Origin of the sequence: Shewanella zhangzhouensis, assembly GCF_019457615.1 — a bacterium.
Lineage (GTDB): Bacteria > Pseudomonadota > Gammaproteobacteria > Enterobacterales > Shewanellaceae > Shewanella > Shewanella zhangzhouensis.
On sequence record NZ_CP080414.1, the window covers coordinates 593,684 to 607,811 of the forward strand.

General features: G+C 53.6%; 10 protein-coding genes. 6 read left to right on the forward strand and 4 right to left on the reverse strand.

Annotation, left to right across the window (positions count from 1 at the left end; translation table 11 throughout):
- Positions 1-163 precede the first annotated feature (163 nt).
- The gene (locus K0H63_RS02610; RefSeq protein WP_220066588.1) at positions 164-1,093 is read left to right on the forward strand and encodes a zinc metalloprotease; all 930 of its coding nucleotides are present in this window, start codon (positions 164-166) and stop codon (positions 1,091-1,093) included.
- 55 nt (positions 1,094-1,148) lie between these two features.
- On the opposite strand, the gene K0H63_RS02615 is transcribed toward K0H63_RS02610, so the two are convergent.
- From K0H63_RS02615 to putP, 4 genes are all read right to left on the reverse strand, one after another.
- Complete coding sequence (locus K0H63_RS02615; RefSeq protein ID WP_220066589.1) at positions 1,149-1,607, reverse strand: universal stress protein; 459 nt, start codon at positions 1,605-1,607, stop codon at positions 1,149-1,151.
- Between the two features lie 314 nt (positions 1,608-1,921).
- The gene (locus K0H63_RS02620) at positions 1,922-3,769 is read right to left on the reverse strand and encodes a M48 family metallopeptidase (RefSeq protein ID WP_220066590.1); all 1,848 of its coding nucleotides are present in this window, start codon (positions 3,767-3,769) and stop codon (positions 1,922-1,924) included.
- A gap of 230 nt (positions 3,770-3,999) precedes the next feature.
- Entirely contained in the window at positions 4,000-5,103 is a 1,104-nt protein-coding gene (locus K0H63_RS02625; RefSeq protein WP_220066591.1) for a phosphoribosylaminoimidazolesuccinocarboxamide synthase, read from the reverse strand.
- A 299-nt stretch (positions 5,104-5,402) separates the two neighbouring features.
- Complete coding sequence (gene putP / locus K0H63_RS02630) at positions 5,403-6,899, reverse strand: sodium/proline symporter PutP (protein ID WP_220066592.1); 1,497 nt, start codon at positions 6,897-6,899, stop codon at positions 5,403-5,405.
- Between the two features lie 677 nt (positions 6,900-7,576).
- Here putP and K0H63_RS02635 point away from each other — a divergent pair.
- From K0H63_RS02635 to K0H63_RS02655, 5 genes are all read left to right on the forward strand, one after another.
- Entirely contained in the window at positions 7,577-7,912 is a 336-nt protein-coding gene (locus K0H63_RS02635) for an ArsR/SmtB family transcription factor (protein WP_220066593.1), read from the forward strand.
- Between the two features lie 29 nt (positions 7,913-7,941).
- The gene (locus K0H63_RS02640; RefSeq protein ID WP_220066594.1) at positions 7,942-8,955 is read left to right on the forward strand and encodes an ArsJ-associated glyceraldehyde-3-phosphate dehydrogenase; all 1,014 of its coding nucleotides are present in this window, start codon (positions 7,942-7,944) and stop codon (positions 8,953-8,955) included.
- Between the two features lie 5 nt (positions 8,956-8,960).
- Positions 8,961-10,202 carry an organoarsenical effux MFS transporter ArsJ gene (gene arsJ, locus K0H63_RS02645; RefSeq protein ID WP_220066595.1) on the forward strand — a complete coding sequence of 414 codons (1,242 nt, stop codon included), beginning with the start codon at positions 8,961-8,963 and terminating at the stop codon, positions 10,200-10,202.
- A 104-nt stretch (positions 10,203-10,306) separates the two neighbouring features.
- Positions 10,307-12,550 (forward strand): GGDEF/EAL domain-containing response regulator, encoded by a 2,244-nt coding sequence (locus tag K0H63_RS02650; RefSeq protein ID WP_258405642.1) that lies wholly within the window; start codon positions 10,307-10,309, stop codon positions 12,548-12,550.
- 79 nt (positions 12,551-12,629) lie between these two features.
- Entirely contained in the window at positions 12,630-14,084 is a 1,455-nt protein-coding gene (locus tag K0H63_RS02655) for an MBL fold metallo-hydrolase RNA specificity domain-containing protein (protein WP_220066597.1), read from the forward strand.
- Positions 14,085-14,128 lie beyond the last annotated feature (44 nt).

Below are 14,128 nucleotides of genomic sequence, written 5' to 3' on the forward strand. Positions count from 1 at the left end.
TATCATTTCAATTAACAATGCTGGATCATTTGATTAACGCGGGGTGATTCGCTAGCTTTAGGGTTACATCATGTAGTTTGTGCCGTTTCAGGCTGCGTCGTTGGTGTCTGTGTCGCACGGTACGCCGTGATTTGACTAACAAGATAAAGACAAGGAGCCCATTGTGAGCTTTATTGCAAAGACCTCTACCCTGATAATGGCACTGGGTTTGGCTACAGTGCCTGCGATTGGCAATGCCAAAAACGACAATGCCTTCGACAATGCCAACCCCAATGCATCCTTCCTGCGCTGTGGTACCAAGCAGCCCAGCATCCAGGAAGCCGAATTACGTGAGAAACATTTTCAAACTCTGAAGGCCGCCAAAGGTAAGCCAGGTGGTGGCGGAGGCGGTGGTGGCGGCAGCACTTACCAGCCTCGTCCCAATGGCAGCGTGGTGGTTGATGTGTATATGCACGTAATCACTGATAACGGCGGCAATGGTGATTTGTCTGCAGGTGCAATAAATTCCCAAATCAATGTGCTGAACGATGCTTATGCCAATACGCCCTTTACCTTTAAAGTGGCAGGTATCACCCGTACCGCCAACAACAGCTGGTACACGGCTACCCATGGTTCAACCGCTGAGAAGGAAATGAAGGCGGCACTGCGCCAGGGCGATGCCTCAGACCTCAACTTCTACACCAACAACATGGGCGGCGGCCTCCTGGGCTGGGCAACCTTCCCAAGCAGCTATGCATCCGATCCGGTAAATGACGGTGTGGTTGTGCTCTACTCCAGCCTGCCCGGCGGCAGTGCCGCGCCCTATAATGAAGGCGACACAGGTACCCATGAAGTGGGCCACTGGCTGGGGTTGTATCACACCTTCCAGGGTGGCTGCAGCGGCAATGGTGACTATGTTGCCGATACTCCGGCAGAGCGCAGCCCTGCTTATGGTTGTCCTGTGAACCGTGATTCCTGCGCCGGTAGCCGTTATCCCGGCCTGGACCCCATCACCAACTTCATGGATTACACCGACGACTCCTGCATGTATGAGTTTTCGGAAGGTCAGGCCAACCGCGCCGATGAACTGAGCTTTACCTACCGTAATCTCTAATCATTGGACTGTTCAAAAGGCACCCTCGGGTGCCTTTTTTGTTGGAGAAGTTGCCCTACCTGACCACCAATACGGGACAGTGGGCTTTGTTCACTACCTGCGCTGCCACATTGGGATGTAGCCAGTGGGTGAAAGGGGCATGATGATGGCAGCCGATGACGACCATGGCAACATCATCCCGTGCCGCCTCGGCAAGGATCTGGCTGGTGGCATTGCCCTTGTCTATTTGTATTTCCACTTCCTGATCCGGTGGCAGGCCGGCCAGCAAGGCGTTGATCCTTTCTTTGGCATAGGCTGCCGAATGGGCCTGCTGCTCTGTGGCGTTGGCTACCACTATGCCGAAGTTGTCTTCGTGGTGTGGCTCTGTGGTGATGTCATCGCCATAAGGACGACTTATCACGTGCAGCAGGCGCAGTTTTTGATGGCTCTTTTGGGCGAGATCAAGAGCCTGTTGCAGAGCGTGGGTTGAGCTTTCAGAGAAGTCTGTCGGGTAGAGAATATATTGCTTGTCCATACTTCCCTCCTTTGGCTGTATGTAGGGGAAGGGCACTTTAAATTATAGTGTTTTTTCTGTCGGCCAAAGGTTTGACACAGGGAGTTGTACTGGGCACAACAGTATTTTAAGGTAACAAAATATGCAATTGGCCGGGGCTTCCCGAAAGGGCTTCAGCTCGACGTGTTAACGCGCTCGATGCCCCAGGCCAGCAAGGCGAAGTTCGCTTTGGCTATTAAAATCTGCAATCGTCCGTATAAAGCGCACAACCGAAAAGGCACCCATGGGGTGCCTTTTGTCGGTATATCGCAAACAAGTGTTTGTCGACATGGGTTTTAAATAATCTGAGTGCCTTTGGTTTGCACTTTTTTAAACAGCGCAGAGTCCATATCCCTGGTCACGATAAAACTGGTCCAATCGGCGGGGAGTTGCCCAAAGCATTCCTCCAGCACCTTGTCTTTGCCGGTCCAGCCGCCCACCTTGATGGCAAGCACCACCACAGGGCTGTCACGGAAGTACTGCACCGATTTTTGGCAAAGCCACACATCCTCCACCCTGTCTATCGCAATCAGCCGCGCGGCGAGTGCATCTATGGCCTCTTTAGGCAGGGTGGGCGCCATCAAGGGGTCTTTGGCGCCTACCGTGATGCGCTCCTGCCTGGCGCGTTCGGCTATCTCACCGTGGGCAACCAGTTTATCGAGCCACTCGTTGGCCTGATTGCCGTCTCCCAGATGCAGGTAGTAGCCATAGGCACCCATGCAGGCGTCGTTAACCAGCTCATCCTTGGCAAGGCAGGCCCGGAATAGTGGCAGACAACGCGGATTACCTGCTTTGGCATAGAGTTGTGCCAAACGCAGACCTGTGTCGAGATCATGGGGTTTGGATGCCATAATGCCGTCGTAGAGCGCCACGACCCGCTCCGGGTCTCGCTGGAACTTATCCAGCAGGAACGCCAGTTCTTCCTTTTGGTCCAGCGATAGCTGATTGGGATCTATCTGCTCAAGCTCCTTGAGTCTGGCCAATTGTTCCTGCGCCAGCTGGTACTGGAACTGCCACTCCTGGCCGTTATACATCAGCCAATTATCATTGAATTCTTTAATGATTTTATGGGCCGATTTGCCAAGCAACTGCCAGGCATTGTTTTCCCTGAGTTTTAATTCGTCGGCATCGAATGTGCCCAGTGCTTCTACCCTGTCTTTGGTGCAGGGATGGGTATTGTGGGGGGAGGTGCGTTCGGCCATAACCTTCGCAAGACGCAGTGGCAGATCGCCAAATTCACCGGCATCCATAAACTGCTTAAAGGCAGTGTAGGGCAAGGTATCGGGGGCGGCTTGCTCATAGGCCCGGCGGTAATATTGCGGCCAGAAATCTTCATCTGTGATTTCGGCAAGCAGTGAGGTTTTGACCAATGCCGACTGAAAAGTGGCTGCGGAGGTCTGCGTGGCGGCAGACAAATCGGCTTCGTACTCGTTGAGCCTCGCCAGTGCGAATGAATAGGCCGAAAAGCGCGGCGCATACCAGCTGAAAAACTTGCGCATGGGGTAGGTAACCAGGGAGCCTGAGCTTTCGAAGCTGTGCATCATCTGCTCCCACATGGCGCGGGCACGGTAAATCTTGCCGTTGAATTTGGCGTGGTCGCCGCTCAGGTGACCAAGCTCGTGGGCCAACACCGCTTTGAGCTCTTCTTTGGACAGCGACATAAGCAGCTCAAGCCCTATGATAAGCGTGTTCTCGGTTGGGCCGCCCACAAACCAACGGGGCGTTTGCGCCATGGCGGCATTAAATTCCGGCGTGATAATGATGTTGTGCACTCTGGGGGTATTGAGGCTTTTGGTCAGCTCATTCACCTGGCCAAACAGCAGTGGGGCTTCGGAGCGTCTGAGTCTATACCCTTCGGGTTTACCTGCCCCGAGAAAGAGTACTCTTCCCAGCATCCAGCCGATGATCAGCAGCGGAATAATCAGCTTTTTCTTGAGTAATAGCACCAGGAATACTGAGCTGGTGAACGCCAGTCCCACCGTACCTGCCACCAGGCCGACAAAGAGCAGCAGCAATAACAGGATGACGCCGTAGGCCATCCACACATAGAGGTTGAGTTTACGTTTGTAGCTTTGCTGGTCGCTGCTGAGGTCCTGTTGGGCCTTTAGCATCAGCTCGTCGAGTGTTCCCTGATTGAATTCCATGGCTATGCCTTCATCTTGATCTTCCCTAAGCAACTATGATGATAAGTGGCTGCTTTGGCAATACTTTTGTGTGAAAGGCTTGGCAGGGTTCCCGCTTGTGCCGGAGAGAATGGTTCGGCCGTCGTCTCTGTGGTTTGGGCAAGCTGAAGGTTGTCAGCTAAATAAAAACCCCGGCATTGGCCGGGGTTTCTTGTGCGGAATTAAGTGCGCCGTTTCGGGGCGCGTACGCCTTAATCCACCAAAGCGTACTGCTCTTTGAGGATGGCGATGATTTCTGCCTTGGGATTGTCGGACAGTTCAATCTTGCGGCCAGTTACCTTCTCGGCGATGCCGGTGTAAGTACGGGATACATTCATCATGGCATCCAGCGGCAGGGCATTGTCGCGGGCCAGGGCTTCACGTTCCGGCATCCGGTCTTTGTTGAGCAGGATGTCCGGATCAGGGAAGTGGTTCAGCAAGAACTGACGGAAACCTTCTTTTGAATTTTCGACAATCTTGCCGTCGCGGTAGGCGGCGCCTTCCCAAATACGTGAAGAATCCGGGGTGCCTACTTCGTCCATGTAAATCAGCTTGGAATTGCCGTTGCGGTCGGTGACATAGCCAAATTCAAACTTGGTATCCACGAACACCTGATCCAGCTTTGCCAGCGCCTCGGAGATAACGCCAAAGCCTTCTTTGAGCAGCTTTTCGTACAGGTCGATATCTTCTTTCTTTTCAAAACCAAAGGCTTCGAAGTTGGCTTCGATATCGGCGCGGCTGATGTTCACGTCATCCTGTTCTGGCACGCCGGGAATACCGGTGAGAATGCCCTTGGTGGACGGGGTGATCAAAAGCTCAGGCAACTTCTGATCTTTTTCCAGTCCTTCTGGCAATGTGATGCCACAGAACACACGCTCGCCCTTTTGGTAAGCGCGCCACATAGAGCCTGTGATGTATTGGCGAATGATGGCTTCAACCTTGATGGGGCGGGCTTTTTGCACGATCCAAACAAAAGGATGTGGAATGTCCAGAATATGGCTGTCGGCCAGACCGTTCTCTTTGAACAGCCCAAACCAGTGGTTGGAGATGGCATTGAGGGCCGCGCCCTTACCGGGAATACCACGCAAATCGCCTTCACCGTGGAAGATGCAATCGAAGGCGGAGATACGGTCAGAGATCACCATGATGGCCAGCGGCGTGTCGGCAGGGACATCGTAGCCGCGTTCGCGGATAAGGCGGGCGCTGTCGGCCTCGGTCAGCCAGTAAACGCTGCGTACCTTGCCGCTGTGCACAGGTTTGTCGGTACGGATGGGCAGGTCGTTGTTCACGGCCAGTACGGAATCAGCAAGACTCATGACGAGTATTCCTCTGAATGTGTGGGGTCAGTGTTAAGTCGGGCAGGCTTATTATGGTGTGTGCCTGTTTCCCGGAATATCGGGGATTGCAGCGAATGATACGAGAGCGCATTCAGAAAAGTGCGTTTGGTATCCAGACTGTGATTGGGATGGCTCACTGACTATCTGCCCACTGCAAAAGATGGGGTATTTTACAACGATTGGGAAAATTTGCCATGGCGACGGTAGTCCGTACAGCTAAAAGACTGTTCGCTGCATTAGATACCAAAAGGCCCGCCGTAGCGGCGGGCACTCGAGGGTCAGGTGGCTTGTTTGAGCTTTTCCCGGGTGACCTCAAAGGCTTTTTGGGTCGTCTTGCAGGGCGCACGCCCCAGATAGCTCACCAGCACTATGGTGGTGGCGCTGACAATAAATCCGGGCACGATTTCATATATCAGGCTGGACAGCGGTTGACTGTTTTCAAGCAGTGGCAGCTGACTCCAGACAATGACAGTGCCCGCACCACTGATGATGCCAGCGACTGCACCGCTGTGGGTCATTCTGCGCCAGAACAGGCTCAAGAGTACAAGGGGGCCGAAAGCGGCACCAAAGCCTGCCCAGGCATTGCCGACCAGAGACAGTATGCTGGCGTTATTGTCCAGCGCCAGCAAGGTTGCCACCGCCGCCACCGCGAGCACGCCGATGCGACCTGCGGTCACAGTGGCTTTCTGATCCATTTCTTTATGAAACAGGGCGCGATAAACATCCTCAGACAGTGAACTGGATGACACCAGGAGCTGCGAGGAAATGGTGCTCATAATCGCTGCCAGAATCGCCGCCAACAGGAAGCCACTGATAAGCGGATGAAACAGGATCTCAGAAAATAGAATGAAGATAGTCTCACCATCATCCAAACCCGGCTTGAATTTGTTCACGTAAGCCACGCCGATGAGTCCGGTTGCCAACGCGCCTATGATGGTGACCAACATCCAGCTCATGCCGATATTTCTGGCTGTCGCAATGTCCTTCACCGAACGAATTGCCATAAAGCGCACAATGATATGGGGCTGACCAAAGTAACCCAGTCCCCAGGCGAGGCTGGAGATGATGGCCAATAGACTCATTTGTTCGAAGGAGTCGGTCAACGGCGTAATGCTGCGCCCGGCCTGGTCCAGCATTTCGCTGCCACTGTTGAACTCCTGCAGTGCAACCAAGGGTACCAACACCAATGCGATGAACATGATACAACCTTGCACGAAGTCAGTCAGACTGACCGCCAGAAACCCACCGAGCAGTGTGTAGGCTACCACCACAGACACAGTGACCAGCAAACCGACTTGGTAGTGTAAGCCAAACGCCGATTCAAAAAACTTACCGCCAGCGACCAATCCTGCGGATGTGTACAGGGTGAAAAATAGGATGATGACTGCCGCTGAAATCATGCGCACCGAGCCGTTGTCTTTATTGAAGCGCTTGCTGAAAAAGTCTGGCAGTGTGAGGGCGTCATTGGCTTCTTCGGTGAACACTCTGAGTCTGGGGGCGACCAGCAGATAATTCAGCAGGGCACCGAGCAACAATCCTGCTGCAATCCACAGGGCGTCGTAGCCCATGGTAAACATGGCGCCGGGCAGCCCCATCAGCATCCAACCGCTCATGTCGGATGCCCCGGCGGAAAGGGCGGTAACTTGGGGGCTGACCTGACGCCCGCCAAGCATATAGCCCGCAAGATCATCGGTGGAATTACGATAGGCAAACAGCCCTATTGCCAACATGGCAATAAAGTAGAGTGCCAGCGAAATATAGCTGGAGTGTTCCATTTAAAAATTACCTGCTTTTCGAAGGAAGTATATTTTTGATATTGGCTGATAGCCAAGGGAATATATAGCTTGAGAGAATTAGCCAAAAGCAGACTAATTGAACTGAATAAATAAGCTTATTTTTAATAGCGGTAGTATCCAGTAACACGTTCGTGTCTGGATCCTGTGAGTTAGAGGATGACATGATGATTTCCTTTTTAACTGCTTGATTGTAATCGCGGAAAAAATCATTTGAAAGCCAACTAAGTCAACATTTTCGTGTTGTATTTTTTAGCATTCGAATGAATTTGACCGGGCTATTATGTAAATTATCGGCTGAATTTTCAAGGCCGGTTGAAGATGTGTTCTATTTCTTGGTTGATTTTGTCGTCAGCCGATTCTTAATATTTTCCCGTAGGGCAGTGACTTACGGTAGAATAATTTTTCTGAAATTATTTAGTCAGACTTTAATAATTTCTGCGGTTATTTAGCAGTCTGGGGAGAATATTTTACCTGCAAACAAGTTTGTCCTGATTGGTTGATACTGAGGAAGGTGCGAATAAGTGAGGTGCAAGTAAGCGGGGCATGCACGCGATGGGGCACGGCCTGACATAGAAAGTGTAACTTCACAAAAGTGTAACTATACACATATGGAATTTCATATATTATGGCAGCCATATATGATTGAGGAGGCGGCGATGGATGTAGTGAGTTTTTTCAAAGCGCTGGCCGATGATACCCGGCTCAGAATCCTGATGCTGATTGTGGGGGAAACTGAGCTGTGCGTGTGTGAGCTGACGGAGGCGCTTAATCTGAGTCAGCCCAAAATTTCACGCCATTTACGTCTTTTAAAAGACGCAGGCTTGCTGACAGACAGGCGTCAGGGCCAGTGGGTGTACTACCGCCAGGCCGATGACCTGCCACTGTGGTGTGCCGGGCAACTGGCACATTTGGCGCAGAAAGGACCAGACTGGCTGGTGGATGAAAAACAACGTTTGGCGACCATGGGTTGCAGACCCGGACGCTGCTGTTAATAGCGTGTCTGACTGGGAGAAGAGACAAAATGAGCAAGATTAAAGTAGGTATCAACGGTTTTGGCCGCATGGGGCGTCTCACGCTGCGCTCAGCATGGAACAGTGACGCGTTTGAATTTGTACATATCAACGACCCGGCGGGGGATGCCACGGCGCTGGCGCACCTGCTGGAATTTGATTCCGTCCATGGCCGTTGGCAGCATCCGGTGGCCAGCGATGGCTGCAATATCCTCATTGGTGAAAAGCGGATCAGCACCAGTATGAACAAGACCATCGAAGAGACCGACTGGTCGGGCTGCGATCTGGTGATTGAGGCCTCCGGCAAGATGAAAACCAGGGCGGTGCTTGAAGCCTATCTTGCTCAGGGCGTTAAGCGGGTTGTGGTGACGGCACCCGTGAAGGAAGAAGGCGTGCTTAACGTGGTGATGGGGATTAACCACGAGCTGTACAACCCGGATGTGCACCCGATTGTTACTGCGGCTTCCTGCACCACCAACTGTCTGGCGCCCGTGGTTAAGGTGATCCACGAGGGGCTGGGCATCAAGCATGGCTCCATGACCACCATTCATGACATCACCAACACCCAAACCATTCTGGATGCGCCTCACAAGGACCTGCGCCGTGCCCGCGCCTGCGGTATGAGCCTTATCCCTACCACCACAGGCAGCGCCACCGCCATTACCCATATTTTCCCCGAGCTCAAGGGACGCCTTAACGGCCACGCCGTGCGGGTGCCGCTGGCCAATGCCTCGCTGACCGACTGCGTATTCGAAGTGGAGCGTCCCACCACTGAAGTGGAGGTGAACGCCCTGCTCAAGGCTGCCGCAGAAGGCGAACTCAAGGGTATTTTGGGATTTGAAGAAAGGCCGCTGGTGTCCATCGACTATCGCACCGATCCCCGCTCCAGCGTGGTGGATGCCCTGTCCACCATGGTGGTTAACGGCACCCAGGTGAAGCTCTATTGCTGGTACGACAACGAGTGGGGTTATGCCAACCGCGTGGCCGAACTGGCGTTGATGGTCGGACAACGGGATAAGGCGTAAATCCTATGTTTGCGAGGGGCAATACACTGACGCCGGATCAGCGTCAATACCTGTTGGTCACTGCCAACTATTGGGCCTTTACCCTTACCGATGGTGCCCTGCGGATGTTGGTGGTGCTCTATTTCCATCAGTTGGGGTATGGGCCGCTGGCGATCGCCATGTTATTCCTGTTCTACGAGTTTTTTGGCGTGGTGACCAATCTTGTAGGGGGCTGGCTGGGCGCTCGTATTGGTCTTAATCGCACCATGAATATAGGTATGGGGCTGCAGATTCTGGCACTGGGCATGCTGTTGGCACCGTCGGCCTGGCTCACGGTGGCCTGGGTGATGGCGGCTCAGGCGCTGTCAGGTATCGCCAAAGATCTCAATAAAATGAGTGCCAAAAGCGCCATCAAGTCTCTGGTGCCCAAGGATGGTGCAGATGACAGGCTGTTCAAGTACGTGGCCCTGCTCACCGGCTCGAAAAACGCCCTCAAGGGCGTGGGTTTCTTTGTCGGCGGGGCACTGTTGTCGCTGGTTGGCTTTACAGGTGCCGTTGCAATCCTGCTGATCCTGCTCGGGCTGGTTTGGCTTGATAGCCTGAGTGGCCTCAGGCATGAGCTCGGCAAGGCCAAAAACAAGCCAAAATTCAAAGAGATTTTTTCTAAAAGTGCCAGAGTCAATACCCTGTCGGCGGCGCGATTTTTTTTGTTTGCGGCAAGAGATGTCTGGTTCGTGGTGGCACTGCCTGTGTCCCTTGCCAGTCTCTTTGGCTGGAGCCATTGGCAGGTCGGGAGTTTTCTGGCGGCCTGGATTATTGGTTATGGCATGGTACAGGCTGCTGCCCCTCGGCTTATTCGCCGAAAGGGACGATTGCCCGGCGGCCGTGAAGCCACCTTTTGGGTGGCTTTGCTGGCCCTGTCACCGGCGGCTATCGCCATGGGGTTGTATGCCATGGGGGATGCCGGACAGGGTGGCAGTTTAAGCCTCTACTGGTTGCTTGCAGGGCTACTGATTTTTGGTGTGCTCTTTGCCATCAACTCGGCACTGCACAGTTTTTTGATAGTGCATTATGCCGATGAAGACGGGGTTTCGCTGGATGTGGGATTCTACTACATGGCCAATGCCGCTGGCCGTCTTATGGGTACACTGTTATCGGGAGCCGTGTTCCAATTTTATGGTCTGGAAGCCTGTTTATGGGTCAGTGCGCTGATGTTGGGTATTACCGCTTTCATCAGTTTAAGACTACCTGACAATAGCGTCGGTTAACATTATCGGGTATTAATTGCTGCTACACTTGAACCAAGTCTTTAATGCGGGAGCCTGAATGGAACGGTCGGTGCGAGTTGCTGTTAATTGCGGGGGGGCCAATCGTGGGTAAACTCTTTGCCAGCGCCCGTAAACTTGAGGAACAGCCGCTTCAGCCTGAGGCTCCTGTTGCCCCCTGGATCATCGGTATTATTGACGATGAGCCTGCCATTCACGATGTTACCCGTTTGGCCCTGAAACATGTTCGCGTATTCGGACGCCCCCTTGAGTTTGTATCGGCATTCAATGCCAAAGAAGGCTTCGAGCTGGTGAAAAAACACCCCGAGATGGCATTGGTGCTGCTGGACGTGGTGATGGAAACCGATGAGGCCGGTTTGATGCTGGTGGACCGCATTCGCAATGAACTCGATAACCACCTGTTGCAAATTGTCCTCAGGACAGGCCAGCCCGGATATACCCCCGAAGAAGAAGTTATCCTCAAGTACGAAATCAACTCCTACAAGACCAAGAGCGAGCTGACACGCAATAAACTGTTTACTGTGGTGGCAACCGGACTGCGATGTTTCAGTCAGATGGATGCATTGGAGCGCAGTCGTCAGGGATTAAGGTCGGTAATTAATGCGGCCGCAAATCTGTTTCAGGAACGATCGCTCCATGAGTTTGCTGGTGGGGTGCTCGAGCAAATCGATGCCCTCTTTAACATCAAGGCCGACAGCCTGTTTTGTGTCTCCAAACGGCCAATGAACGGGCCCTTTGCCATAGATTCCGGTAATCATGAGTTTTTTGTGGTGGCCGCCAGTGACAAGTTCCGCCCCTTCTACGGTAAGAGTCTGGACGAGCTGAGTCCCGAGCTTGAGCAGCGCAAGCTGGTGCAGGAAACCCTCAACGCCCATCAGCATGTATTTCATCCCAACTGCAGTTGTTTATATCTGTCGACGCCATCGGGCTGGCAGGGGGTGATCGTCGCCGAAAATGCCACCGGTCTGACCAAGGTGGATCAGGAGCTGTTACAGGTGTTTTGCCTGAACGTGGCACTTGGGCTGGAAAATGCCAAGTTTTTTGCGCACCTCAACAAGGCGGCCTTTTTCGATGAGCTGACCGGCCTGCACAACCGCGCCGGATTGGTGGAGTATGGCGCCAGTTTCCTGAAACAATTTGACCCGGGGGCTGCGAGTCTCTTTATGGTGGATATCGATTATTTCCACCAGATTATCGAGTCCCTGGGGTACGAGTTTGGTAACAACATTCTGGACAAAATGTCGCGGGTATTGCGCAAAGAATTTTCCACCCGTGCCCTGATTGCCCGCTTGCATGCGGATGTGTTTGCCGTGCTCTTGCCTGAGGTAAAACTCACTGCCCATGAGTTGGCGGTGCGCTGCGCCAAACCCCTGATGATAGACGAGCAATCGATTCGATTGGGTCTTACTGTTGGCTGCGCCGTGCTGGATGCCACCCAAGAGCCTGATATGGAACAGATGCTCAGGCATGCCGAGTCGGCGCTGAAGGTGGCCAAGGAGCACAGGCGTGGCTCCGGTGAAACCTTTAACAAGCGCTACGAGCAGGCATCGAGAGACAGCATGACAGTGCTCAGTGACCTGCGCATTGCTCTGGATAATCGGGAACTCTATCTGGTGCTGCAACCCAAGGTGAACATTCACACCGGTGCCGTAGTGGGTTATGAGGCGCTCATCCGCTGGCAGCATCCGGAAAAGGGCAACATTCCCCCTGGCGCCTTTATCCCGGCGGTGGAAAAATCCGGACTCTACTACGGCCTGGATCTCTATGTAGCGCGGGCGACCTGCGAGCTCATTACTCAGCATCCTGAGCTGAATGTCCCTGTATCGTTGAACATCTCCGCTAATTCACTGCACCACGAGACCTTTGTCGACGATCTCAAGGCCGAATTTCTCCGTGCCGGCGTGGCTTTTGACCGGGTAGAGCTGGAAATCACCGAAAATGCACTGGTGCACTCAGACCGGGCCATCAGTGAGCTGCATCGGCTTCATCAAAGCGGCTTTATCATCTGTCTGGATGACTTTGGGGCCGGTTTCTCCTCCCTGGGGTATTTATTGCGATTGCCTATTCAGGTCATCAAGATAGACAGGGCCTTTATCTCTCATCTGACCGACAGCGACGAAGCCATCGCTGTGTTGCAGGGGATTTTGCGCATTGGACGGGATCTCAAAAAGCAGCTGATTATTGAGGGAGTTGAAACCGAGGCGCAACTGGAGCTACTGAAATCCATGCAGGTGGATTTTGTGCAGGGATTTTATTTCCACCGGCCTTTGCCCGTTGGCGAGGCGCTGGCGCTGCTCGACCCGGCGCGAAGTACCACCGCAGGTCTTTAAACATAAAACTTTTTGAGTTTTATACGCTTTTTCGGCAATCTGCTTATGTACTTACAGCGTGATTGCAGGAGGCAATGTCATGAGTATGACCCTGACGTTTTGGGGAGCCACAGCGGAAGTCACAGGCTCCTGTCACTTACTGGAACTCAACGGTAAACGCCTGCTGCTGGATTGCGGCCTCCTGCAGGGAGGCAAGCAGCAGGAAGCCCGAAATCGCGAACCCTTCCCTTTCGACCCCGCAAGCCTGGATGCCGTGGTCTTATCCCATGCCCACATTGACCATTCCGGTCGATTGCCTCTGCTGGTAAAGCAAGGCTACAGCGGCCCCATTTATACCCACAGCGCCACCCTCGACCTCTGCGCAATACTCCTTAAAGATGCGGCCATGCTGCAGGGCAGGGACACAGAGCGGCAAAACAAAAAGCGGCTGAAACAAGGATTGGAACCTTTGGAAGCACTTTTCGATGAGCAGGATGTGGATGTTGCCATGACCCGCTTTATCCCGCTGGAATATGGCATGCGGCTGGACCCTGTTCCGGGGGTGACCATCACCCTCAGGGATGCCGGGCATATTCTGGGCTCGGCACTGCTGGAGCTGGAGCTGGATGACGGCCAGCGCCAGAAACGTCTGGTGTTTTCAGGCGATTTGGGGCGGGCCGGTATGCCGATACTGCGGGATCCCGATTTGGTGGACCGCGCCGATCTGGTGCTCATGGAGTCTACCTATGGCAACCGCCTGCACCGCAGCTGGGAAGCCACACTGGAAGAGCTTAAAGGAATTTTTGCCAAGGCCATCAGCGACAGTCGCGGCAATATTCTTATCCCGGCATTCTCGGTGGGCCGGGCGCAGGAGCTGTTGTACCTGTTTCATTTGAATGCCAAAGACTGGGACCTTTCGCGCTGGACCATTTGCCTGGATAGCCCCATGGCCATTGAGGCCACCAAGGTGTACATACGCCACTTGCCGCTGATGGATGATGATTTCAAACGCTTTGTGCGCCAACATCCGGGTAAGCACCCCTTGCTCACGGACGTGGAGTTTATTCAAAGCACCGACGAGTCCATCGCACTGAATGAGGTACATCAGGGGCTCATTATCATTGCAGGCAGTGGCATGTGTAACGGCGGGCGTATCCGTTGCCATCTGGAACACAACCTCTACCGACCCGAATGCGACGTGATCATCTGCGGCTATCAGGCCGAAGGCACACCGGGCAGGGCGTTGGTGGATGGGGTGGATAAGCTGACTATCAATGGGCAATCCATTGATGTGCGCGCCCGTATTCATACCGTGGGCGGTCTGTCGGCCCATGCGGATCAGGCCGAACTGCTGCGTTGGTATCATCACTTCGAGGGGCGGCCGCCGCTGGTGCTGGTGCATGGCGAAAAAGAAGCCCAGGAAATTTTAATGGCCACCCTCGAGAATGAGCCCGAGCCACCCAAAGCAATCAGTGCGGCCAGTTATGGCGATCATCTTGATCTGGCGGCTTTGCCACGGCTCAGCTGGTTGTATCAGGGCAAAGCCCCCGGCTGATAGTGCTGGAGTTGTCTCTGTGCTTGCTGCATCATTGGCGCTTT

Bases quoted from the DNA above. Each gene is read 5' to 3' on its own strand.
- K0H63_RS02615 (WP_220066589.1), bottom strand. From the start codon at position 1,607: ATGGACAAGCAATATATTCTCTACCCGACAGACTTCTCTGAAAGCTCA.
- K0H63_RS02620 (WP_220066590.1), bottom strand. From the start codon at position 3,769: ATGGAATTCAATCAGGGAACACTCGACGAGCTGATGCTAAAGGCCCAA.
- K0H63_RS02625 (WP_220066591.1), bottom strand. From the start codon at position 5,103: ATGAGTCTTGCTGATTCCGTACTGGCCGTGAACAACGACCTGCCCATC.
- putP (WP_220066592.1), bottom strand. From the start codon at position 6,899: ATGGAACACTCCAGCTATATTTCGCTGGCACTCTACTTTATTGCCATG.
- K0H63_RS02635 (WP_220066593.1), top strand. From the start codon at position 7,577: ATGGATGTAGTGAGTTTTTTCAAAGCGCTGGCCGATGATACCCGGCTC.
- K0H63_RS02640 (WP_220066594.1), top strand. From the start codon at position 7,942: ATGAGCAAGATTAAAGTAGGTATCAACGGTTTTGGCCGCATGGGGCGT.
- arsJ (WP_220066595.1), top strand. From the start codon at position 8,961: ATGTTTGCGAGGGGCAATACACTGACGCCGGATCAGCGTCAATACCTG.
- K0H63_RS02655 (WP_220066597.1), top strand. From the start codon at position 12,630: ATGAGTATGACCCTGACGTTTTGGGGAGCCACAGCGGAAGTCACAGGC.